The following is a 20,579-nucleotide window of genomic DNA, read 5'->3' as shown; positions in this document are numbered from 1 at the left end:
CTCCAGACCCGTTTTGCAACCAGGATCATACGAAAAACGGAGCTTCGATTTGGCGGCGCGTTTGTTGAACATTTTCGGCGCCGCCACCAGCGCCGGCGCCTATTCGCCAGGGCAGGAACAAGCCCCCGCGGCCTTTCGGCGGCATGGGCTCGCAGAGGGGCTCGCCAGCCGAGGCAGAACCATCAGGGATCATGGCGATGTTGCATCGTTCCGCTGGCGGCCGGATTCTTCGCGGCCGCAGGCCATGAACCTGGAGGCCGTGCGCGGGGCTTGTGACTTGGTCGCAAGCCACGTGGCGACGGCGATTTCGGCGCAGGAAGACGTGCTTGTTTTGGGCGGCGACTGTACTGTGGAACTGGGAACGGTCGCTGGAGCGAACGCGGCCGGAGCGCGGATCGGACTCGTCTACATAGACTTCGACGCCGATCTCAACACACCTGACACGAGCGACGGCGCCTTGGACTGGACTGGTATCGCTCATCTGCTCGATATTCCTGGATGCGAGCCTTCGCTCGCCGGGCTCGGCCCAACGCGTCCGATGCTCGTGCCTCAGCAACTCCTCTATTTCGGCGTCGAGAATATCACTGCGCCTGAAGCCGCCGCGATCAGGGATAATGCGATCAAGGTCATATCGCGTGAGGAAGCTTTGATTGATATCGAGGCGGCGGCCGCGCGCGCAACCGAATGGGCGGCGCGCTTTGACTGCGTGCTTATTCACTTCGATGTCGATGTACTCTCCTTTATCGAATTCCCGATTGCGGAGAATGTGCGCCGTTGCGACGGTCTCAAACTGGAGCAGGCCGCCTTCGCGCTAAGGCAGTTGACCGCCCTGCAGCAATGGCGCGGCCTGACCATTACAGAAGTTAATCCGGCTCATGCGCCAGACGAGACCGCCGCGTTCACCCGCTTGAATGAGGTGCTTGCGGACGCCCTTGGCTAATTCGCGATGCATCTCACATTCGCTCGCCGGGCAATTGGCTGGCTTGCTTCACCCAGGCGGCAAATTGAGCTTCGTCGAGCTGGTCCTCATAAATGTCGAGGTAGCGCACGTCCTTGTGCTTGGACTCGCCGAGAGGGACAGGACGCAGCGACGTGCCCCGGAAGAAGGTCACTTTGACGTAGCGGGTAAAGACATGGAACGACAGGAACCAGCCCTGGCCCTCGATGCCGTAAAATGGCGAGTTCCATTTGACGGCCTTGTGCACGCCGGGGACGGTGCGCGCGATGGTTGCGTCGAGACGGCGCCCGACGTCGCTTTTCCAGCCCGGCATGGCCGCGATGTAGGCCTGCACGGGAGCGTCGCCTTCGGCCTTGGCGATCTGGGGGTTGCCGCCTGCAAGGAGTGCCGGCTTCGCTTCCTTGCCGGACTGCGGCTTCGGCGTCGTCTTGCGCGGTTTGGTTGCCGCGCCCCGCTCGGCGGCGGCCTTCGCCGACTTCTCGGACCTGTGGTCGGCCATTGTGTTCACTCCAAAGTAGGTGGACCCAATCGATGACACTTGATTTTAGAAAGCCGCCCCTGAAGATCAACTTCAGAATCCGAGGGCGGCAGCGGAGCGATCGTACGTCATGGTTGAACTCGTCAAACCGGCGCTTGAACATCTGCCGTCGTACAAGGCCGCCCTTGAGCGTGGCTGGTCGCCGGACAATGTGCGGCTGATGGAGGCGACGCGCGAGCAGCTTGCGGCCATCGAAAAGAATCCAACGGCCTTCCTCGCCGATCTCGACGACCCCGATGCCAAGGGCGGTCCGATCACCTTGCCTGATGGGACGAAAGTGCCGCGCCTGCCGGGATTCCGGCGCTGGATCTGGGACGGCGAAATCGCCGGCTCGATCGGCCTTCGCTGGCAGCGCGGCACCGCCGAGCTGCCGCCACATGTGCTCGGCCACATCGGCTATGCCGTAGTGCCATGGAAGCGGCGGCGCGGCCATGCGACAGAGGCAGTGAGGCTGATGCTCGGCGAGGCGAGGGCGCTCGGCCTGCCCTTCGTCGAGATCACCGCCAAGCCGGGTAATCTCGCCTCGCAGAAGGTGGTCCTGGCCAATGGCGGACGGCTCGTTGGGCGATTCTTCGAGGACGCTGCCTATGGCGGCGCCGAAAGCCTGCGCTATCGCATCGACCTGTAGCGCCTGCCGACTATTCGGCAGCGGCCGGCAGCGGCGGCATCGTGTTTCGGCGCCACTCCCAGATATGTGAGGCGAGCGCTACCGCCACGGCGACCAGCATGGCCATGGCGCCAACCACCGGCAGGCTGCGATAGCCATAACCGGCATTGAGCATGGCGGCGCCGAGCGAGGCGGCCAGCGCGATGCCGACATTGAAGCCGGCCGGGATAAGCGATGAGGCGAGATTGGAGGCGTCCGCCGTCCAGGTCAGGATACGGGTCTGGATCGGGGTGCCGATGGCAAAGCTGAGACCACCCCAGATAGTGATCGCAACGACCATCGGCACCGGGTACGGGCTGGCGGCGTAAATGACGGCAAGTGTCACCGCCTGCATGAAAAGCATGGTGATGAGCGATGGCATCAGTTTCCAGTCGGCGAGTCGTCCGCCAAGAAAGACGCCGATCGTCGCGCCGACACCGTTGAGTAGCAGCACCCAGGGCACCAGGCCCTCGCCGAGGCCGGTGACTTCAAGCAGCGTCGGCGTGATGTAGGTGAACAGGCCGAACTGGCCGATCATCAGCATCAGCATGAGGATTAGCGACGTCCAAACCTGCTGGCGTGCGAGCACGCGGACCTCGCTGCCGAAACTGACGGGCCGGCGCGACGATCCCGTCCGGCGCGGCAGGAGGGCGGCCATGGCGGCGATGGAAACCACACCAAGCGCGCACATCACCCAGAACGTCGCGCGCCACCCCCAAATATTGCCGATCGCCGTGCCGGCCGGCACGCCGATGACATTGGAGACCGTGAGGCCCGACAGGATGAGCGCCACGGCCATTCCACGCTGATCCTGGCGGACCAGGCTGACCGCAACCACCATCGCGACGCCGAAATAGGCGCCGTGCGCCACGGCCACTGCAATCCGCAACAGCAACATGGAGGCGAAGTCGGGCGCAAGGGCGCAGGCGGCCTGGCCGATGGCGAAGGCTGCGGCAAGGCCAAGCAGCAACGCCTTGCGGGAGATTGTCTTGGTAGCGAGCGTCAACAGCGGTCCGCCGATCGCGATGCCGCCGGCGTAGCCGGAGACGAGATAGCCGGCCGTCGGGATGGAGACGCCAAGGCCTTCCGCCACCTGCGGCAGTACGCCGGCGATGACGAACTCGGTGGTGCCGAATGCGAACGCAGCGATGAACAGGGCGATGAGGGGAAGCATGGCGCGGGAAGGCGATCCTTGAATGAGATGGCTCAAACCACGAACGAGAGCGGCGGGCAATCCAGAAATTCTCGACGCCGCTTTAGGTTTTCTTCATCGGTTCAGCTAGGCTCCGGCCGCACAAGACTAGACGGTCGTCGTCTTCCTTCCGTAGGGGATTTTCAGCCACGCTCGCTCGTGAAAATAGTAGAGCAGCGATTTGGTGATGACCTCGGTCACGCCGATGGCCGCAGCGAGCTTGATGCTGCCTGTCACGATGAGCGAAATGATTATCGTGTCGACCGTGCCGGTGACGCGCCAGGAAAGCGCCTTGGCGAAACTGCGCGAATGGGTATCCATCGACTTTTCTCCCGGCGGATTTGAACCGATCCTTAGAGCGCCTTGCGTTCTGGTGGGACCAAAACGCGCTCCAGGTCTTTGCTTGACGCGTGTGGTCGGACGCCATGCGAAGACGGTTGGCTGAAAAATGCTCTAGCCGACAGACGGGAGGGTTAGCAAAGACTAATTTTCGCGCGCCGGCTCCAGGCAATTCCCGCGCTGGGCCCAATCTATCCGGCTTTCAGCCGCGAGCCGGTGAGCAGGCCGCGTTCCTCGAGCACGGGGTAGGCCATCGAGGCGAGCAGCGAGTTGATCTGCTTCAGGTCGCGGATGGTGTCGAGATGGATGGAACTGGTCTCGACGCTCTTGGCGGTGCCGTCGCGCAGCCGCACGAAATGGCTGGCGCTGGTCTCCTTCTCGCGGTCGCGCAGCCGATCCTTTTCCAGCACCAGCTGGCGGGCGGTCTCCGGATCGCGCGAGACCAGCACGTTGAAGGCAAGCCGCGCGTTGGCGAGCACCGAAGCGTGGAAGGCGCTAAGCTCGCGCCAACCCTCGGGCGTGAACGCCAGCCCGCGCTCGAGCTTCTTCCTGACATGCACCAGCATGTTGCGCACGATGATGTCGCCGACCTGTTCGAGCTTGACGCAGGCGCCGATCAACTCCTGGCAACGCAGCGCCTCGTCCTCGCTCAGCGGGTTCCTGGTGACCTTGGCCAGATAGAGCTTTATCGACGCATGTTTCTTGTCGACGCGGTCGTCGAGCGCGGCCAGCGCCTTGATCTTGTCGGCGTCGGCGCTTTCATAGAGCTCGATGATGCGCTTCAGCATGATCTCGACCGTCTCGCAGACCCGCACCACCTCACGGGTGGCGTTGGCCAGCGCCTGGCTCGGCACATCGAGGGCGCTGTCGTTGAGCGCGGACAACTCGACGACGTCGAGCGCTTCTGCCGGCGCCGGTTTGGTGCCGAGCGCCACGATCTTTTCCGAAACGCGGTAGACGAGGCCGGCCAATGGCAGGCCGGCAACCAGGATCAGGATGTTGAAGAGGATATGGGCGTTGACGATCTGGTCGGGCACGGTGGCGCCGAGAAAGGCGACCGACGGTTTCAACCACAGGAACAGGATCAGCATGGCCAACGAGCCCATGCCGCGCATCAGGAGATTGCCGATCGGTACGACACGCACGCCAGGCTCCGCATTGCGGGTGAGCAGCGGCGCGATGATCGACGAACCCAGATTGACGCCGAGCACCAGCACGATGCCGAGTTCGGGCGGGATGAAGCCGCGGCCGGCGAGCGTCACCATCAAAAGGACCGCGGCGATCGAGGAATGGAACAGCCAGGTGACCAGCGCCGCCAGCAGATAGGCGGTGACCGGATCGCTGGAGAAGTAATCGACGACGACCGGCATCAGCGTGCTCTGGCGCAGTGGCTCCGAGGCCTGGCCGATCATTTCCAGCGACAACACCAGCAGGCCGATGCCGACCAGGATGCGGCCGAACTGGCGCCAGTCGCGCCGCTCGGTGGCCATGAACATGACGGTGCCGGCGACGAGACAGACCGGCACCAGCAGCGACAGGTCGAAGGTGAGCAGCTTGACCACCAGCGCCGAGCCGATCTCGGCGCCGCGCACGGCAAGCTGGCCCGATATACCGCTGACGATGCCTGCGCCGGCGAAGGACCCGACCAGCAAGGTGACGGCGGTGGAGCTTTGCAGGGCGATCGCCAGCCCGCAGCCGGCCAGAACCGCCATGAAAGGATTGCGCATGGTGGCGCGCAGCTTGTGGCGCAGCACATCGCCATAGGCGCGCTCGACACCTGTCTTCACCAGGCGGGTGGCAAACAGCATCAGCGCCACCGCGCCGGCAAGATGCAGCAAAACGACCGAACCGCTCATGTCAGGCTCGCATTCCGACAGCCACCAGCAATATGGGAGCCGTGACGGCAAAGAGGCAAAAGAGGGGGCGAATCAAGGACATTGCAAAGGTCGATACTACTCCGATTACTTTTAGCCGGATAATAAATTTTGCCCAATTCGGCCGGCTGTTGCGCGACAGGGCGTGTCGGAAATGGATGGATCGCAAAATGGTTGCATCGCCGGCCGGCTTCTTGATGGTCGCGCGGTCAAGTGCCGACGACCGCTTCAGGTCAGGTTTGAGCTGAGTGTTGAATTAGCTATCATAAATATTTGAAATCATTACTAAAATGTAATCCGTGTGTTCAGTTTCGGTTCATTTTTCGGGCTCTATTGCTTGGGCATCGACAACCAAGGAGTACCCCGTCATGAAACGTATCATTCTTTCCGCAATCGCCGTCTCCATGCTGGCTGCGACGTCCCTGCAGGGCCAGGCAGCGCCGCTGAACGCGCCGAATGCACCGCAGTCGACCTACAGCCAGGTCGACTGGAAGAAGCCGGACAGGCACGTCAAGACGCGCGTCGTGGTGAAGAAGAAAGTCGTCGTCAAGAGGAACCATTGGCGCAACGGCCAGAGATATTCGAGTTGGAGGCGCCACCAGCCGGTCCGCGACTATCGCCACTATGGCCTGCGTCGTCCGGGCCGTGGCCAGCAATGGATCCGCGTCGGCAACGACTATCTCTTGGTCAGCGTCGTCTCCGGCATCATCTTCGGCGCGATTGCCGCGCACTGACCGTCAAACGTCGACCGGCGCAATGCCGGACAGGAAGGAAGGCGGCTTGCAACGGCCGCCTTCTTTTTGCCCTGTGAAAACCGGGTATGGTTCGCATTAGGAGTCGTCGGGTTTCGCCGGCATGATTATATGGACGCAAACGAGCCGTTTCCGATGCGCTTTCCACCTGCCTTCCTCGACGAGATACGCGACCGCGTGCCGATTTCCTCGGTGATCGGCCAGCGCGTGGCGTGGGACAGGAAGAAGACCAACGCGCCGCGCGGCGACTATTGGGCGTGCTGTCCCTTCCATGGCGAGAAGAGCCCGTCCTTTCACTGCGAGGACAAGAAGGGACGCTATCATTGCTTCGGCTGCTCGGTTTCGGGCGACCACTTCAAATTCCTCACCGAACTCGACGGAATGAGCTTTCCCGAAGCGGTCGAGAAGATCGCCGACATGGCCGGGGTGCCGATGCCGTTGCGCGATGCCCAGGAGGAACGGCGCGAAAAGGAACGCGCCAGCCTGACCGAAGTCATGGAAATGGCGACCGCCTTCTTCCAGGAGCGGCTGCAGGGACCGGAAGGCGCAAAAGCCCGCGCCTATCTGCGCGACCGCGGGCTGACGGCGGCGACGCAGCAGTCGTTCCGGCTCGGCTATGCGCCCGACAGTCGCAATGCGCTGAAGGAGCATCTTGCCGCCAAGGGCGTGCCCAAGGCCGATATCGAGGCATGCGGGCTGGTGCGCCATGGCGACGGCGTTCCGGTTTCCTACGATTGGTTCCGCGACCGCATCATGTTCCCGATCCCGGACTCCAGAGGCAAGATAATCGCCTTTGGCGGGCGGGCGCTGGCAGCCGATGCGCTCGCCAAATACATGAATTCGCCCGACACCGAGCTCTTCCACAAGGGCAACGTGCTCTATAATTTCGCCCGAGCGCGCCAAGCGCTGGGAAAGGGGGCGCTGGGAAAGGGGGCGCTGGCCAAGGGCGGCACGGTGATTGCCGTCGAGGGCTATATGGACGTGATCGCGCTGGCGCAGGCCGGTTTCGAAAATGTCGTGGCGCCGCTCGGCACCGCGCTGACCGAAAACCAGCTTGAACTGCTGTGGCGTATGGCTGGCGAGCCGGTGCTGTGCTTCGATGGCGACCAGGCCGGACTGAAGGCGGCATGGCGCGCCGCCGACATGGCGCTGCCGGCGGTCCAGGCAGGCCGCTCGGTGCGTTTTGCGCTTCTGCCCGAAGGCAAGGACCCCGACGATCTGGTCAAGGCCGAAGGGCCGGACGCGTTTGGCGCCGTGCTTTCCGAGGCGCGGCCGCTCGCCGACCTTTTGTGGATGCGCGAAACGGCCGGCGGCATCTTCGACACGCCGGAACGACGGGCGGAACTGGAAAAAACGCTGCGCGAACTGACCAGCCGCATCCGCGACGAGAGCTTGCGCTATCACTACCAACAGGAAATGCGCGAGCGAGTGCTAAGCTTTTTCGGCGCCCAGCGCGGCGCGCGCCAAACCTATCAAGGGGGGCGCCAAGATGGGCGGTCCGGTGGGCGCTTTCAGGGCAAGGGCTCAGCTGCTGGCGGGCAGTTCGCACGCGGCGGCAATGCCGGTGGACGCACCGCGATCACCGAAAGCCTTGGCCGCTCGGCGCTGGTCAAGCGCGGCAGCGAGGGGATGTCGGTGCGCGAGGCGACGATCATCGCAGCTCTTGTCAATCATCCGGCGCTGATCGACGAGAATTTCGCGCATGTCGAGTTCCTCGACCTCGCCAACACCGATCTGAAGCGATTGCACGCGGCGATCCTCGATGCGATGGCGCATGACATGGCCAACGACCGCAACGCGGTGATCGCGACGATCGAACGTGCCGGCTGCGGCGAGATCTGGGCGCGCGTGGTGGCGCTGATCAAACGGGCGCGGCAATGGCCGGCGCTGGAAACAGCCGGACTTGACGATGCCCGCGACGCCTTCAGCCAGGCGCTCCACTTGCAGCGCAGCGCGCGCACATTACATAAGGAGCTGAAACAGGCAGAAGCGGCGCTCGCCAGCGATCCCACGGACGAAAATTACCGGCATCTCGTCGAGATCCAGGCGCAATTTCGTGATGTGCAGGCAACGGAGGCGCTGATCGAAGGGTTCGGCGTGTCTTCGGGCAGGGCCGGGCGGGTGTAGGTCGAAGCTTACGAAAGAGTGAAAGTGCAGACCGTGCTTGTGCGCCGAATCAGCCGCGGCGCTTTAAGTCGGGTAATTGATTCGCTTTTTTCATGCGAATCATGCGAGAGGCGCTTGACCTTCTGGCAGAATGACGGAATCAGGACGATTCGAAACGTTAACCCGCGCCGGCGTCGACGGAAATGCAGCGATGTGAGGTACCGGTCACTGGACAGGCAGTCAGCCTGCCACAGATACCAGGGTTAATCTGGACTTAACGAGAGATGCAGTTACTGGCCCGGGGAAACGCGTTCTAGCGCGAGCGCATCTGATAAACCGGTACGGCAGCTTACGCGGCTTGATACTTATGCGGCTAGATACCTGGCCGCTTGGAGAAAATAAAGAATGGCGACAAAAGAAAAGGAAGAGGTCGAGACCGAACGTGAAGGCGCCACCGATGGCCCTCTGCTCGACCTTTCCGACGATGCTGTCAAGAAGATGATCAAGGCCGCCAAGAAGCGCGGCTATGTCACCATGGACGAACTGAATTCGGTGTTGCCCTCGGAGGAAGTCACCTCCGAGCAGATCGAGGACACGATGGCCATGCTCTCCGACATGGGCATCAACGTGGTCGAGGACGACGAGCAGGGCGAGGAGCCCGAAGCCGCCGACGCGGCTGCCGACGCCGAGGAAGACGCCAACGAACTGGCCGAGCAGACCGGTACCGCCGTTGCTGCGACGACCACCAAGAAAGAGCCGACCGATCGCACCGACGATCCGGTTCGCATGTATCTGCGCGAGATGGGCTCGGTCGAGCTTCTGTCGCGCGAGGGCGAAATCGCGATTGCCAAGCGCATCGAGGCTGGCCGCGAGACGATGATCGCGGGCCTGTGCGAAAGCCCGCTGACCTTCCAGGCCATCATCATCTGGCGTGACGAGCTCAACGAATCGAAGATCCTCTTGCGCGAGATCATCGACCTCGAAGCGACCTATGCCGGACCGGAGGCCAAGCAGGCGCCGGTGGTCGAGCGGATCGAGGAAGCCAAGACCGACGACAAGCCGCGCCGTTCGCGCGAGGACGAGGACGACATCACCAATGTCGGCGGCGACACGCGCGGTCTGACTGATGACGACGAGGAAGACGAGGACGAAGCCAGCCTGTCGCTGGCGGCGATGGAAGCGGAGCTGCGCCCGCAGGTGATGGAGACGCTCGACGTCATCGCCGACACCTACAAGAAGTTGCGCAAGCTGCAGGACCAGCAGGTCGAGAACCGGCTGGCTGCCGCCGGCACGCTGTCGCCCAGCCAGGACCGCCGGCTGAAGGAGCTGAAGGATCAGCTGATCAAGGCGGTGAAGTCGCTATCCTTGAACACGGCGCGCATCGAGGCATTGGTCGAGCAACTCTACGACATCAACAAACGCCTGGTGCAGAACGAAGGCAAGCTGTTGCGGCTGGCCGAAAGCTATGGCGTGCGCCGCGAGGAATTCCTGAAGGAGTATCAGGGCTCGGAGCTCGATCCCAACTGGACGCGCTCGATCGGCAATCTGACCTCGCGCGGCTGGAAGGAATTCACCAAGAACGAGAAGGACGCGATCCGCGACCTGCGCGCCGAGATCCAGAACCTCGCCACCGAAACGGCGATCTCGATCCTGGAATTCCGCAGGATCGTCAACCAGGTGCAGAAGGGCGAGCGCGAAGCCGCGATCGCCAAGAAGGAAATGGTCGAGGCCAATCTGCGCCTCGTCATTTCCATCGCCAAGAAATACACCAATCGCGGCCTGCAGTTCCTCGATCTGATCCAGGAAGGCAATATCGGCCTGATGAAGGCGGTCGACAAATTCGAATATCGCCGCGGCTACAAGTTCTCGACCTATGCGACGTGGTGGATCCGGCAAGCGATCACCCGCTCGATCGCCGACCAGGCGCGCACTATCCGCATTCCGGTGCATATGATCGAGACGATCAACAAGATCGTGCGCACCTCGCGCCAGATGCTGCACGAGATCGGCCGCGAGCCGACGCCGGAGGAACTGGCGGAAAAGCTCGCCATGCCGCTGGAAAAAGTGCGCAAGGTGCTGAAGATCGCCAAGGAACCGATCTCGCTCGAAACGCCGGTCGGCGACGAGGAGGATTCGCATCTGGGCGATTTCATCGAGGACAAGATGGCGATCCTGCCGATCGACGCGGCGATCCAGGCCAATCTCCGCGAGACGACGACGCGGGTGCTTGCTTCGCTCACCCCGCGTGAAGAGCGCGTGCTCAGAATGCGCTTCGGCATCGGCATGAACACCGACCACACGCTGGAGGAAGTCGGCCAGCAGTTCTCGGTCACCCGAGAGCGCATCCGCCAGATCGAAGCCAAGGCGCTGCGCAAGCTCAAGCACCCGAGCCGCTCGCGCAAGCTGCGGAGCTTTCTGGACAGTTAAGTTAGGCTTCCGTGGAGAATGCAGGAGGGAGATGGCCGTTGCGCCGCTGGCTTCTGCGTACTTTTATATTCTGTCTGGTTGGCCTTACCATTCAAACATGGGCTCTACTTGGAGCCATGATTTTCGGCTATTCATTTGTGCCGTCGCAAACCTACGTCAGCGGCCACGATTTGGTAGCGAAATCGGTAGCGATATCCGGTGGCTGCTTGATATTCGTTCTTTGCTGCCGAAAGTTCGCAAACGACTTTCAAGCCTGGGAAGCCTGGGACGTATCCGCCAAGACCCTCATTCTTTCCGGTTTCGGCGTTCTTTTGTTGCCTTTCATTTTCGGGATTGTTGTCCGTGCAACGGTCCTAACTGCATACCCGCTTTGGGCCGCGGCACTGATGGGGAAGGATACGAAACTCGAATTTTCCGTCGATCACGTAGGGGGGCCGTCGTTTCGCTGTCCAAATAGAGTCGATCTGGCGGGCATGCCAACAATGACCGGCACCCTATGCGGTGTCCCGGACGACTTTCGTAAGACACTTCATCAGGGCATTCGGGTGATGTTGACCGGGCGCGGCACGGCTGACGGGCTTTTTGCGGCCGAAATTGATGTTGTTCATTAACTGCATTCCTCAAGCAGGCTCAAATAGCTCAAAAGGGGTGCCACCGGCGCCTTTTTTCGTTTCTGCGCACTGCTCTTGAAGATGGTGTCGGCCGGGAGGATAATCGGGTGTCGGATGCATTTTCTGGGCGACAAACCCGGATGCCCGCCCCGGCGGTGACGCCGCGCTCCGAGGCCTCCGGAGGGAGGTGTGCATGACAACCTATATCGTGCTGATCAACTGGACTGAGCAGGGCGCCAGAAATGTGCGCGAGTCGCCGAAGCGGCTCGATGCCGCCAAGAAGCTGCTGGGAGACATGGGCGGCTCGTTCAAGGCTTTTTATCTCACCATGGGCGAATGCGATATGGTGGCGGTCGTCGAAGCGCCCGACGATGCGGTGCTCGCTCGTTTCTCGCTTATGCTGGCGACAGGCGGCAACGTGAGGACGCGGACGCTCAAGGCGTTCCCGGAATTGGCCTATCGCGAAATCGTCGCCTCGCTCGGCTGAGGCGTGCGCGGCCATAGACCCGCGCAAGCTGCCGGACATCGGACGGTCAGGCGCCGCTCGACGGCGCCTGGCCAGCTTGGTGCGGAATGTGTCTGGTCCGAAGTGACTGGCCCGAAATGTTGCGGGGCAAAGGTGTTTCCCGGATAGTCAGCACAGCACTTCCACGCGCGTATCGAGACCCATGCCCAAGCCTCTGCTGACCATCTGGTACAATACCCGTTGTCCGGTTTGCGATGCCGGCATCGTCAGGCAGAAGCGGCGGCTGGTCGAGGCGATCAAGGCCGGGCGGATCGCGTTTCGCGACATCAATGCCGAACCGGCGGCGCTGGCCGGATACGGCGTGTCGCTGGACGACATCCGCCGCCGGCTGCATGCAACCGATGCGGACGGCAGGCTGCTGGTCGGCGCCGACGTCGCAATTGCCGTCTGGCTAAGAACGCCGGGCGAGGGCTGGCTGGCCGCGCTGTTAGGCAATCGCGCCGTGCTGCCGCTGACGCGCTATGCCTATAATCGCTTCGCCGATCTTCTCTATGCCTGGAACCGGCGCAAGGGCCGCTGGTAACCGGTATTAGCCAAGCTCGGTGACGAAATCAATCTGGTGGCACCGTTCTCAGATACATCGTAAGATATATCTTGACTCAACGGCCTCATTCGCATAATTGAGATATATCGTAAGACATAACTCAAGGAGCAGACAATGCACGGACATCATCATTTCGGCGAGCATGCCGAGCGCGTTTTCATGCATATGGCCGGCAAGTTCGGCGGTCGTGGCGGCGGCTTCGGCCCATTCGGCCACGGTATGAGGGGCGGCGGGCGCGGCGGGCCGGGCGACATGTTCCGCGCCGGGCGTATGCTGGCCGACGGCGATCTCAAGCTGATCACGCTGTCGCTGCTGGCCGAGGCGCCGCGCCACGGCTATGACATCATCAAGGCGCTGGAGGAACGCACCAGCGGCGTCTACAGCCCGAGCCCCGGCGTGGTCTATCCGACGCTGACCTTCCTGGAAGAGGCCGGCTATGCCGTCTCGTCGGCGGAAGGCAACAAGAAGGTGTTTTCGATTACCGAGGCAGGGCAGGCGCATCTCAATGACAATCGCGAGATGATCGACCATGTGCTCGATCATCTCGAGCGTTTCGGCCGCAAGATGGCAAAGGCGCGTGACTGGTTCGGCTGGAACGACGATGGCGAGGATAGCGGACGTCGCGGCCGCGGCGGTTCGAAAAAGCGCGACGAATTCCGCGCCGTGCGCCAGCGGCTACGCGCAGCCCTCGGCGACATTGTCGACGCGCCCGCTGAAAAACAGGCCGAGGCGATCGCGATATTGAAAGGGGCGGCCGAAGCCCTCGAAGCGCTGTCGCGCGACTGACTTCCAGGCCGGATGCGGGTCTTGCCCGTTTACCTAAGGATCGCTAGTGAAATCATCCTGCACCACGCTATGTGATGCAGGATGATAGCCGTTGGAGGGCGCGCCCATGTCTTTTCTGAAACGTCTTTTCGGCGGTGGCGGCGGTGACGCGGGCGAGCCAAAGAGTGCTGCACCGGCAAAGCAGATCGAGCACAAGGGATTTTTGATCAGCGCCACGCCGTACAAGGCGGAGGGCCAATACCAGACCTGCGGCGTGGTTTCCAAGGAGATCGACGGCGTGATGAAGGAGCACAAATTCATCCGCGCCGATCGTTTTGCCGGGCTCGACGACGCTGTCGACATCTCGATCAAAAAGGGCATTCAGCTGGTCGACGAACAGGGCGAGAAGATGTTCGGGTGAGACCCGATCGATCTCCGGCGCATCTTGAAACGAACAAGGCAAGCGCCCTGCCAGGCGCCTGCCTTTGATTTCAAGTTGCCGACGGCTGGCGGCCTACGCCGCCGCAGCCTGTTTGCTTACTGTCGATGTCACCAAGGCATCCACCTTGGCTGATGCCTTGGCCAGAGCGGCAGTGACCGCATCCGGCCCCATGCCGACGCCTTCGATGCGGATGACTTCGACGTCGGTCATGCCGATGAAGCCAAGCACGCTGCGCAGGTAAGGGATGGCGTGGTCCATCTGTACGGCAGCGCCTTCCGAATAGATGCCGCCCGAGGCCAGGACGATGTAGACCTTCTTGCCGGTGACGAGGCCCTTCGGGCCATTCTCGCCATAAGAGAAAGTCTTGCCGGTGCGGGAGACGTGGTCGACCCAGGATTTCAGCGTCGACGAGATGCCGAAATTGATGAATCCGGTGGCCAGGATAATGGTGTCGGCCGCAAACAGTTCATCGAGCACGCCGTCGGAAACGCCGACGACCTCGGCCTGGCGCTGGGTGCGGGCCTCGGCGGGCGTATAGATGCCGGTCGAATAGTCCGGATCGATGTGCGGCAGCGGGTTTGCCACGAGATCGCGTGCGACCAATTTGGCCGAAGGATCAGCGGCGAGCAGCTTTTCCGCAAGTTCAGTGGCGATGCGGGTCGAATGCGAGGCATTGCCGCGCGGACTGGATGTGACGAGAAGGATGGACATGGCGGTCTCCAGGGTTGGCTGAACTGTCCCGACCTATATGGGCGAGCTGACCCATTTGAAAAACCGGTATATTTTATGTATGTTCCATCCAAATAGTGGATAGAACGATGCAGCCAAACCCGACGCTCGATCAGCTTCAGATCCTTGTCACCGTCGCCGACACCGGCAGCTTCTCCGCCGCCGGCCGCAAGCTCAACCGAGCGCAGTCGGTCATCAGCTACGCCATCGCCAATCTCGAGGCGCAGCTTGGGCTGAAACTGTTCGAGCGCGAGGGCACGCGCGAGCCGCATCTGACCGATGTCGGCCGGGCGACGCTGGAAGATGCGCGGCGCATGGTCGGCGTACTGCAGCGCATCCGCTCTCGCGTCGACAGCCACAAGCAGGGCTTGGAGGCTGAAGTCGCGCTGTCGGTCGATGCGACGCTGCCTTCCACCGTGCTGGTGCGCGTGTTGAAGGCGTTCGAGGCGCAATTTCCAACCGTGATGCTGCGCCTGCATATCGGCACGCTCGGGCTGATCCCCGATCATGTCGTCAATGGACATGCCGATCTCGGTATTGGCGGCCTGCTGGGCGAGGTCGACGCGCATCTTGTGCGCATTGGCTTCATGTCGATGGTGCCGGCGGCCGCGCCAAGCCATCCGCTGGCGCTGCTTCCCAAGCCGGTGCCGCTGGAGGAGGTGCGCGAACACATCCAACTTGTCGTCAGCGACCAGTCCGAGCGCACCAAAGGGCGCGACTACGGCGTCTATGCCTACCGCACCTGGCGACTTACGGATATGCGAACCAAGCATGCGCTGATGCGCGAAGGGTTGGGCTGGGGCGGACTGCCGCGATGGTTGATTGCTGACGATGTGGCCAACGGCCGGCTGGTGGAACTCGATCTGGAGCCGTATCGCGAAGTCCGCGCGCCGCTTTATGCCATGCACCGCGCCGACCGTAGCCCGAAGCCGGCTGCGGCCTGGCTGATCGACCAGTTCAAGCGCCAGCTTGGCTGTTTCAACGAGTTCGAGCCGAACCAGGGGCCTGGGGCGACAGACCATCAATCAGCGCCATGAGAACGGCACGGTAGTCCTCGGTCGAATCGCCTGCTTCGATGGCGAGCGCCGCGCGGTCGAAGGCGGCGGCAAGCAGCGCGGTCAGCGCTTCCACCGGCAATCTCATCATGGACTGCGAGCGCATCGCGGCAACCAGGCCTTCGCGCAACGAGCGGTTGCCGTGGCGGTCGTCGATCTCGTCCATGGCTGCGCGGCCGAGCACGGCCGGCCCGTCGAGCAACAGCAGCCGGGTGCGGCCGGGTGCGCGCATGGCGGCAAGATAGGCATCCGAGCCGGCGATCAGCGCATCGCGGGCAAACAGCGAGGGCGGCGAGGCGCGCTCGATCTCTTCCGCCACAGCCGCCGCCTCCTGCTCGACCACTGCGGCGAACAGCGCCTGCTTGTCGGCAAAGTGATGATAGAGCGCGCCGCGGGTGACGCCGGCCGCAGCCACGATCTCTGGCGTGCCGGTCTCCGCATAGGACTTCTCGGTGAACAGTTTTCGCGCCGCAGCGATCAGGTCGGCGCGCGTCGCTTCGGTGCGATCGCGGTTGGAGCGGCGCGCGGTTCTTTGTTGCATACATTCAGCCTGTATGTTAATGCATATTTGCATGCAGACTGTATGTTATTTGACGGGAGAAGGAAAGATGAAGACGACAAGCTATTACCCGGTGCTGATGACCGGCGACGTTGCCGGCACGAAGGCCTTCTATGTCGCGCATTTCAGCTTCAAGCCGCTGTTCGAGAGCGACTGGTATGTGCATCTGCAATCGACCGAAGATCGCCGCGTCAATCTCGGCATCGTCCACGGCGATCATGAAACCATTCCTGAGGAAGGGCGCGGCCGGACCTCCGGCCTGCTGATCAATTTCGAGGTCAAGAACCCGGATGCGGTTTATGAGCGGGTCATCGCCGCCGGCCTGCCGATCCTGCGAACGCTCCGCGACGAAGCCTTCGGCCAGCGCCATTTCATCACAAAAGACCCCAATGGCGTGCTGATCGACGTGATCAAGCCGATCCCGCCGAGCGCCGAGTTTCTGGAGCAGTTTGTTGAAGGCGCGGCGGCCTGAGCTGGATAGCGGCTGGCAGGAATTGTCTGTAGATATCAGCTGAAGCCTCCAGCCGCGTGGCCGACCACGTCTTTGCGGTCTAAGCTGAACTCATCAGCCTGGGCCCATTCCATGCGTGAAATCTGCCTTGTCCGCGCGCCCTCAAACCTTGGCCTCCGTCCGCTGAGGCCGGATCATATACCGGGGACGTGGCGTGCGCCGCAGGCGTTGACCGAAGCCGGGCTGATCGAGACGCGTTCGCCCCTCAAAGTGGTTGATCTTGATCGGCCCGCCTATAGCACGGAACCGCAGCCTGGCACCCGCCTGCGCAACGGCAATGCGTTACGCAGCTTCAATCTCGGACTCGCCGAAGTGGTTGCCGGCGCGCTCAGACGAGGCGAGTTCCCGCTGGTCGTCGGCGGCGACTGCGCGGTCCTGCTTGGCGCGCTGGCTGGCGCACGGCGATCTGGTCCGCTGGCACTGGTCCATGTCGACGGCCACAGCGATTTCCGCCATCCGGGCAATTACGACGTCGATGCTTCGCTCGGCTCGGCCGCCGGCATGGACCTTGCGCTCGCCACCGGACGTGGTGAGCCGTTGCTGACCGACTGGCCTGAGATCGCGAGCCCGCTTGTTGCGGACGAACAGGTGATTCAGATCGGCGAACGCGAGAACCGCGACCCCGACTTCGCCTGGCCCGACATCAATTCGACCGCGATGACGCTGATCGATGTTTTTGCCGTGCGGGAGCTCGGCGCGGCAAAGGTCCTGGAAAAGACCTGGACCACGCTGGCGCGAACCGGCTGGCCCTATTGGGTGCATTTCGACGTCGATGCGCTCGACCAGACCGTGATGCCGGCGGTGGATTCACCGGGCAGTCCCGGCATCGATCCCGACGATCTCGTCGCCATCCTCGCGGCGCTGGTGGCGGATCCGCGCTGCACTGGAATGGACATGACGATTTTCGATCCGGACCTCGATCCGACCGGCGAGCTGGCGGTGCTGCTGGTTTCGCTGCTTGGCCAGATGTTTGCGCCGCGTTAGAGCGACGTGCGTCCACTTGGACGCACAAAGTACGCTCTAACACTTTGGATCTGCGCATCGTGCTTTCCGAAAATCGGTTTCGATTTTCGGGCCGATGCGATAGTTGTCAGGCCCGCGCCTCCGGCATCACCGTGACCTGAGCAATGCCGGAGCGGCGCACCACTGTGCACAGCGTTTCGCGGCCGATGCGCTCGGCGTCGAGCATGCGCACCAGATCGTCGACGCCGGTGACCGGGCGGCCGTCGATGGCGGCGATGATGTCGCCCTCTTTCAGGCCTGCTCTGGCGGCCGGGCTGTTCGCCTCGACACTGCGCAGGCGCACCGCTGTGCTGCTCGACACTTGCGACAAAAGGGCGGCGCGACGCGGCAGGGTTGTCGTGTCGGCCGAGACACCGATGAAGGCGCGGCGGACGCGGCCGAAGCGGATGATCTCGGAAATGACGAAATTGGCGGTGTTGGAGGCAACCGCGAAGGCGATGCCTTGCGCGCCATGGATCATGGCTGTGTTGACGCCGATAACCTCGCCCGCCGACGACACCAGCGGTCCGCCGGAATTGCCGGGGTTGAGCGCTGCGTCGGTCTGGATGACATCGTCGATCAGCCGGCCGGTGGAAGCACGCATCGAGCGGCCGAGCGCCGAGACGACACCTGATGTGACGGTCCATTCGAAGCCGAGCGGGTTGCCGATGGCAATGGCGATCTGGCCGCGCCGCAGGCGCTTGGAATCGCCGAGCGGCGCAATATCGGCGAAGCTGCCGTCGGCACGCACCAGCGCGATGTCGGTGTCGGGGTCGCGGCCGAGAACACGGCCCTCTCTGGAGACGCCGTCCGGCATCGTAACACGGACGCTGCGGGCATCGCCAACGACGTGGAAATTGGTGACGACCAGCCCATCCGGTGTGATGACGAAGCCGGAGCCCAGGCCGCCGGCACCACCGATGCGCTCGATGCGGCAGACGGCGGGACCGATGCGGTCCACGGCATCAGCGACCGTTGCCGAATAATCGTCGAGCAGCGCATCGTCGAACTGCAATTGCTGGGCGGGGAGGGACATGGCAGGGCTCCGTGTCTTTAGAGCAAGATGAACGATGCCTATATGTGCGGAGCGGCCGGATCGGCCGCGACCTGACCAGATGGCCAGTCCAACGCCCAACTAGCCGTCAGGCGAGTACCCGCCAACGCGCTGCCGAGCGATATCTGGGGTAGAGCGACGAGCGTCCATTGGACGCTCAAAGTGCGCTCTAAGACTTTGAGTTCTCGCATCGTGCTTTCCGACAAATCGATGCCGATTTTCGGGCCGAGGCGAAAAAGACCCAGGAGACCGACATGAGCGACTTTAATCTAAGCGCATTTTCCGACGCCATCGCCGATATCGCCGCCGCAGCGGCGCCGGCGACGGCGAGCTTTGCCACGCATCAGCATCGCACCGCGACCGCCTTCCATTGGCGCGACGGCTATTTTGTCGCTGCCGAGGAGGCGGTGGAGGCCGGCGAGGAGATCGAGCTGACGCTTTCTTCGGGCGACAAGGTGAAGGCTGAGCTGGTCGGCCGCGATCCATCCACCGGGACCGCCCTTCTGAAGCCGACCGGCGCACCGGACGTGCCGCCGCTGGCCGAGGCAGGCACGGCGCGGCCGGGCCATCTGGCCATTGCCGTCGGCAATAGCGACGGTGCGTTGCTCGCTGCATTCGGAACGGTTGGTGAGGTCGGTCCGGCCTGGCGCTCGATGCGCGGCGGCACGATCGACCGGCGGATCAATCTGGCCGTCAATGCCGGCGGCCGTTTCGAGGGCGGCCCGGTGCTCGACGCCAAGGGCGCACTGATCGGCATGCTTTTGTTCGGGCCGCGCCGGCGGGCGCTGGTCATGCCCTACGAGACGATCGAACGGGCGGTGGCGACGCTGCGCGAGAAGGGCCATGTCGCGCGCGGCTATCTCGGCGCCGGCCTGCACCCGATCCGCAACGGCGACACGCATGGCGCGATGGTGATGAGCCTCGACGACAACGGCCCGGCAAAGGCGGCCGGCCTGCATCTTGGCGACATCATCGCGTCGTGGAACGGCGAGGCCGTGCACGGCCCGCGCGAGCTGATCCGCAGGCTCGGGCCGGACAGCGCCGGCGCGTCGGTGACGCTCGGCGTGGTGCGCGGCGGCGAACGGCGCGACGTCGTGCTGACCATCGGCGAAAAGCCGCTAAACTGAGAGGATCGATGGCAAGTCACAGGATCACGGGGCGGCGGCTGACGGTGCTGATCGCGCTCGATGACGTCGTGCGCGCCGAGCACCTGTCCACCGCTCTTGCCGCGACCGGCGATCTGCTGCCGATTGTGGCCGGTAGCAGCAATAGCGCCGACAGAGCGGATGTCGCGATCGTCGATGGCGTTTACCTGGAAAGAGGCGGCCTGGCAGGCGGGGCCAACGATCCCGTCATACCTCGGGTGCTCCTGTCGCAACGAGCGAGCCAGCAGCGGCCGGCCGATACCGTGTTTGCCGTGCTGCCGTCGGCAGTGGACGATCTGCTGATCGCTGCCGCCGCCCGACTGGCGGCGGCTGGCTATCGGATCTCGGGCGAGGGCCGCCCCTTGTCCGATCGACATGACGATTTCGCCTTCCATGACGACGATCTCTCCGACGAGGAGCCGGTCGGCGACAGCGCCGGCCGGCCGGTGCTGTCGCCGCGCGAGAGCGAAGTGCTGGCGCTTTTGGCCGAGGGCGCACCCAACAAGGTGATCGCGCGGCGCCTGAACATTTCTGTGCATACGGCCAAGTTCCACGTCGCGGCGATCCTGATCAAGCTAGGTGCGGCCAACCGCACCGACGCCATCGCCATCGCCATGCGGCAAGGCCTGGTGCTGGTTTAGTGAATGACGTCCCAAGGCAGGATGTGGGGCGACCATTGTCAAAGTTTGCGCTGCCGCTCATCCGCCTGCCGGCACCTTCTCCCCGTATAGTGACCTATCGCATTCACACATGTCGGTTGCGCTTTTCGGCGAAGCTCGATTCTATTTCGGCCGGAAAGACGAA

General features: G+C 63.0%; 22 protein-coding genes. 15 read left to right on the top strand and 7 right to left on the bottom strand.

Going from position 1 to position 20,579, the window contains the following annotated elements:
* Positions 1-64: 64 nt before the first annotated feature.
* Complete coding sequence (locus AC0L17_RS25490; RefSeq protein ID WP_473517836.1) at positions 65-940, top strand: arginase family protein; 876 nt, start codon at positions 65-67, stop codon at positions 938-940.
* 13 nt (positions 941-953) lie between these two features.
* Here the strand turns inward: AC0L17_RS25490 and AC0L17_RS25485 are convergent, their stop codons facing one another.
* The gene (locus AC0L17_RS25485; protein ID WP_473517835.1) at positions 954-1,457 is read right to left on the bottom strand and encodes a DUF1801 domain-containing protein; all 504 of its coding nucleotides are present in this window, start codon (positions 1,455-1,457) and stop codon (positions 954-956) included.
* Between the two features lie 109 nt (positions 1,458-1,566).
* Here AC0L17_RS25485 and AC0L17_RS25480 point away from each other — a divergent pair, with 109 nt between their 5' ends.
* Positions 1,567-2,124, top strand: a complete 558-nt coding sequence (locus AC0L17_RS25480) for a GNAT family N-acetyltransferase (RefSeq protein ID WP_287233012.1) — start codon at positions 1,567-1,569, stop codon at positions 2,122-2,124.
* A 10-nt stretch (positions 2,125-2,134) separates the two neighbouring features.
* On the opposite strand, the gene AC0L17_RS25475 is transcribed toward AC0L17_RS25480, so the two are convergent.
* The 3 genes from AC0L17_RS25475 to AC0L17_RS25465 form a co-directional block, all read right to left on the bottom strand.
* Entirely contained in the window at positions 2,135-3,316 is a 1,182-nt protein-coding gene (locus AC0L17_RS25475; RefSeq protein ID WP_473517834.1) for an MFS transporter, read from the bottom strand.
* A 126-nt stretch (positions 3,317-3,442) separates the two neighbouring features.
* Entirely contained in the window at positions 3,443-3,655 is a 213-nt protein-coding gene (locus tag AC0L17_RS25470; RefSeq protein WP_023799755.1) for a DUF2061 domain-containing protein, read from the bottom strand.
* A 209-nt stretch (positions 3,656-3,864) separates the two neighbouring features.
* Positions 3,865-5,529 (bottom strand): Na/Pi cotransporter family protein, encoded by a 1,665-nt coding sequence (locus tag AC0L17_RS25465; protein ID WP_473517833.1) that lies wholly within the window; start codon positions 5,527-5,529, stop codon positions 3,865-3,867.
* Between the two features lie 386 nt (positions 5,530-5,915).
* On the opposite strand from AC0L17_RS25465, the gene AC0L17_RS25460 reads away from it, so the two are divergent.
* The 8 genes from AC0L17_RS25460 (at position 5,916) to AC0L17_RS25425 (ending at position 13,699) form a co-directional block, all read left to right on the top strand.
* Positions 5,916-6,281 (top strand): RcnB family protein, encoded by a 366-nt coding sequence (locus tag AC0L17_RS25460; RefSeq protein ID WP_473517832.1) that lies wholly within the window; start codon positions 5,916-5,918, stop codon positions 6,279-6,281.
* 153 nt (positions 6,282-6,434) lie between these two features.
* The gene (gene dnaG, locus AC0L17_RS25455) at positions 6,435-8,426 is read left to right on the top strand and encodes a DNA primase (RefSeq protein WP_473517831.1); all 1,992 of its coding nucleotides are present in this window, start codon (positions 6,435-6,437) and stop codon (positions 8,424-8,426) included.
* Positions 8,427-8,810: 384 nt separating this feature from the next.
* On the top strand, positions 8,811-10,832 hold the full coding sequence (rpoD, locus tag AC0L17_RS25450) for an RNA polymerase sigma factor RpoD (protein ID WP_023799750.1): 2,022 nt from the start codon (positions 8,811-8,813) through the stop codon (positions 10,830-10,832).
* A gap of 38 nt (positions 10,833-10,870) precedes the next feature.
* Positions 10,871-11,443 (top strand): hypothetical protein, encoded by a 573-nt coding sequence (locus AC0L17_RS25445; RefSeq protein WP_473517830.1) that lies wholly within the window; start codon positions 10,871-10,873, stop codon positions 11,441-11,443.
* A 193-nt stretch (positions 11,444-11,636) separates the two neighbouring features.
* Positions 11,637-11,930 carry a GYD domain-containing protein gene (locus AC0L17_RS25440; RefSeq protein WP_091595053.1) on the top strand — a complete coding sequence of 98 codons (294 nt, stop codon included), beginning with the start codon at positions 11,637-11,639 and terminating at the stop codon, positions 11,928-11,930.
* 181 nt (positions 11,931-12,111) lie between these two features.
* Entirely contained in the window at positions 12,112-12,492 is a 381-nt protein-coding gene (locus tag AC0L17_RS25435) for a thiol-disulfide oxidoreductase DCC family protein (RefSeq protein ID WP_473517829.1), read from the top strand.
* A 135-nt stretch (positions 12,493-12,627) separates the two neighbouring features.
* A complete protein-coding gene (locus tag AC0L17_RS25430) occupies positions 12,628-13,299 on the top strand; it encodes a PadR family transcriptional regulator (RefSeq protein WP_473517828.1) in 672 nt (223 codons plus the stop codon).
* Positions 13,300-13,405: 106 nt separating this feature from the next.
* The gene (locus tag AC0L17_RS25425) at positions 13,406-13,699 is read left to right on the top strand and encodes an HlyU family transcriptional regulator (RefSeq protein WP_065009209.1); all 294 of its coding nucleotides are present in this window, start codon (positions 13,406-13,408) and stop codon (positions 13,697-13,699) included.
* A gap of 93 nt (positions 13,700-13,792) precedes the next feature.
* Here the strand turns inward: AC0L17_RS25425 and AC0L17_RS25420 are convergent, their stop codons facing one another.
* Positions 13,793-14,431: an FMN-dependent NADH-azoreductase gene (locus AC0L17_RS25420; protein ID WP_023799745.1), complete on the bottom strand. Its 639-nt coding sequence runs from the start codon at positions 14,429-14,431 to the stop codon at positions 13,793-13,795.
* A 107-nt stretch (positions 14,432-14,538) separates the two neighbouring features.
* Between AC0L17_RS25420 and AC0L17_RS25415 the strand changes: the two genes are divergently transcribed.
* Entirely contained in the window at positions 14,539-15,486 is a 948-nt protein-coding gene (locus tag AC0L17_RS25415) for a LysR family transcriptional regulator (protein WP_128170293.1), read from the top strand.
* Here the strand turns inward: AC0L17_RS25415 and AC0L17_RS25410 are convergent.
* Positions 15,428-16,045 (bottom strand): TetR/AcrR family transcriptional regulator, encoded by a 618-nt coding sequence (locus tag AC0L17_RS25410; RefSeq protein WP_473517827.1) that lies wholly within the window; start codon positions 16,043-16,045, stop codon positions 15,428-15,430. The two genes, AC0L17_RS25415 and AC0L17_RS25410, sit on opposite strands and share 59 nt — an antisense overlap.
* Before the next feature lie 67 nt (positions 16,046-16,112).
* Between AC0L17_RS25410 and AC0L17_RS25405 the strand changes: the two genes are divergently transcribed.
* On the top strand, positions 16,113-16,535 hold the full coding sequence (locus AC0L17_RS25405) for a VOC family protein (RefSeq protein WP_473517826.1): 423 nt from the start codon (positions 16,113-16,115) through the stop codon (positions 16,533-16,535).
* A gap of 111 nt (positions 16,536-16,646) precedes the next feature.
* Positions 16,647-17,558, top strand: a complete 912-nt coding sequence (locus AC0L17_RS25400) for an arginase family protein (protein WP_473517825.1) — start codon at positions 16,647-16,649, stop codon at positions 17,556-17,558.
* Between the two features lie 106 nt (positions 17,559-17,664).
* Here the strand turns inward: AC0L17_RS25400 and AC0L17_RS25395 are convergent, their stop codons facing one another.
* Positions 17,665-18,612 (bottom strand): S1C family serine protease, encoded by a 948-nt coding sequence (locus AC0L17_RS25395; RefSeq protein ID WP_473517824.1) that lies wholly within the window; start codon positions 18,610-18,612, stop codon positions 17,665-17,667.
* A gap of 272 nt (positions 18,613-18,884) precedes the next feature.
* Between AC0L17_RS25395 and AC0L17_RS25390 the strand changes: the two genes are divergently transcribed.
* Both AC0L17_RS25390 and AC0L17_RS25385 read left to right on the top strand, forming a co-directional pair.
* On the top strand, positions 18,885-19,757 hold the full coding sequence (locus AC0L17_RS25390) for a S1C family serine protease (protein WP_473517823.1): 873 nt from the start codon (positions 18,885-18,887) through the stop codon (positions 19,755-19,757).
* An 8-nt stretch (positions 19,758-19,765) separates the two neighbouring features.
* Entirely contained in the window at positions 19,766-20,416 is a 651-nt protein-coding gene (locus AC0L17_RS25385; RefSeq protein ID WP_473517822.1) for a helix-turn-helix transcriptional regulator, read from the top strand.
* The last annotated feature ends 163 nt before the right edge of the window (positions 20,417-20,579 follow it).

It is taken from the genome of Mesorhizobium sp. WSM4829 (assembly GCF_055811475.1).
The sequence above is the reverse complement of the archived record's forward strand: the minus strand, read 5'-3'. Positions and strand labels throughout refer to the sequence as shown.

Excerpts from the sequence above, each read along its gene's own strand:
- AC0L17_RS25400 (WP_473517825.1), top strand. The coding sequence starts at position 16,647 with ATGCGTGAAATCTGCCTTGTCCGCGCGCCCTCAAACCTTGGCCTCCGT.
- AC0L17_RS25485 (WP_473517835.1), bottom strand. The coding sequence starts at position 1,457 with ATGGCCGACCACAGGTCCGAGAAGTCGGCGAAGGCCGCCGCCGAGCGG.
- AC0L17_RS25405 (WP_473517826.1), top strand. The coding sequence starts at position 16,113 with ATGAAGACGACAAGCTATTACCCGGTGCTGATGACCGGCGACGTTGCC.
- AC0L17_RS25465 (WP_473517833.1), bottom strand. The coding sequence starts at position 5,529 with ATGAGCGGTTCGGTCGTTTTGCTGCATCTTGCCGGCGCGGTGGCGCTG.
- AC0L17_RS25470 (WP_023799755.1), bottom strand. The coding sequence starts at position 3,655 with ATGGATACCCATTCGCGCAGTTTCGCCAAGGCGCTTTCCTGGCGCGTC.
- AC0L17_RS25395 (WP_473517824.1), bottom strand. The coding sequence starts at position 18,612 with ATGTCCCTCCCCGCCCAGCAATTGCAGTTCGACGATGCGCTGCTCGAC.
- AC0L17_RS25385 (WP_473517822.1), top strand. The coding sequence starts at position 19,766 with ATGGCAAGTCACAGGATCACGGGGCGGCGGCTGACGGTGCTGATCGCG.
- AC0L17_RS25410 (WP_473517827.1), bottom strand. The coding sequence starts at position 16,045 with ATGCAACAAAGAACCGCGCGCCGCTCCAACCGCGATCGCACCGAAGCG.
- AC0L17_RS25430 (WP_473517828.1), top strand. The coding sequence starts at position 12,628 with ATGCACGGACATCATCATTTCGGCGAGCATGCCGAGCGCGTTTTCATG.
- AC0L17_RS25415 (WP_128170293.1), top strand. The coding sequence starts at position 14,539 with ATGCAGCCAAACCCGACGCTCGATCAGCTTCAGATCCTTGTCACCGTC.
- AC0L17_RS25480 (WP_287233012.1), top strand. The coding sequence starts at position 1,567 with ATGGTTGAACTCGTCAAACCGGCGCTTGAACATCTGCCGTCGTACAAG.
- AC0L17_RS25460 (WP_473517832.1), top strand. The coding sequence starts at position 5,916 with ATGAAACGTATCATTCTTTCCGCAATCGCCGTCTCCATGCTGGCTGCG.
- rpoD (WP_023799750.1), top strand. The coding sequence starts at position 8,811 with ATGGCGACAAAAGAAAAGGAAGAGGTCGAGACCGAACGTGAAGGCGCC.
- AC0L17_RS25425 (WP_065009209.1), top strand. The coding sequence starts at position 13,406 with ATGTCTTTTCTGAAACGTCTTTTCGGCGGTGGCGGCGGTGACGCGGGC.
- AC0L17_RS25420 (WP_023799745.1), bottom strand. The coding sequence starts at position 14,431 with ATGTCCATCCTTCTCGTCACATCCAGTCCGCGCGGCAATGCCTCGCAT.
- dnaG (WP_473517831.1), top strand. The coding sequence starts at position 6,435 with ATGCGCTTTCCACCTGCCTTCCTCGACGAGATACGCGACCGCGTGCCG.
- AC0L17_RS25440 (WP_091595053.1), top strand. The coding sequence starts at position 11,637 with ATGACAACCTATATCGTGCTGATCAACTGGACTGAGCAGGGCGCCAGA.
- AC0L17_RS25390 (WP_473517823.1), top strand. The coding sequence starts at position 18,885 with ATGAGCGACTTTAATCTAAGCGCATTTTCCGACGCCATCGCCGATATC.
- AC0L17_RS25475 (WP_473517834.1), bottom strand. The coding sequence starts at position 3,316 with ATGCTTCCCCTCATCGCCCTGTTCATCGCTGCGTTCGCATTCGGCACC.
- AC0L17_RS25435 (WP_473517829.1), top strand. The coding sequence starts at position 12,112 with ATGCCCAAGCCTCTGCTGACCATCTGGTACAATACCCGTTGTCCGGTT.